The organism is Comamonas jiangduensis, from assembly GCF_030162955.1.
GTDB classification, from domain to species: Bacteria; Pseudomonadota; Gammaproteobacteria; order Burkholderiales; family Burkholderiaceae_C; genus Comamonas; species Comamonas jiangduensis.
In genome coordinates, this window is the sequence record NZ_JARXOV010000055.1 from 1 (window position 1) to 550 (window position 550).

Genomic DNA, 550 nt, shown 5'->3' on the forward strand with positions numbered 1-550 from the left:
GGGATTGCGCATGAGGTATGGAGATGGCGCCAAGCGCTATATTCCATGCCTTTTCCGTTTCGCTATGCAATGCCCTCGCTGTAATCACCATCACACACAAAAGATTGGCCTGAGCCGCCACAAACGACAAAGATGGATGTGCATGGGATGCCGCAGAACCTTTGGTGACAAGGACTTGCGCCTCATCGATCCAAAGATCAAAGCACTGGCCTTGGCGATGTATGCCGAAGGTATTGCCGCAAGAAAAATCGAACGCCTATTGCACGTGAGCCACAACGCAGTGTTGGGTTGGGTGCGCAAAGAAGTTGCTGGCAAAGCACTTCAAGCGCCAACAGCCAAAGATCTAGCGGTCATTGAGGCCGATGAGATGTGGAGTTATGTGGGCTCAAAAAACAGCCCATCTGGCTGTGGTGGGCAATAGACAGGGCAAGTCACCAGATCGTCGGGTTTGCACTTGGGGAGCGAGGAACGAAAACAGCCAAAGTGCTGCAGCCTCAACTACCTATGGATGCACATATCCATTACTGCACGGATGCACATCGGCCTTACA

Annotated in this window: 1 protein-coding gene; it reads left to right on the top strand. The window is 52.2% G+C overall.

Annotation, left to right across the window (positions count from 1 at the left end):
• The coding region (locus tag QEP12_RS17090; RefSeq protein ID WP_431308113.1) for a transposase-like zinc-binding domain-containing protein at positions 1 to 421 on the top strand (421 nt) is incomplete at its 5' end.
• Between the last annotated feature and the right edge of the window lie 129 nt (positions 422 to 550).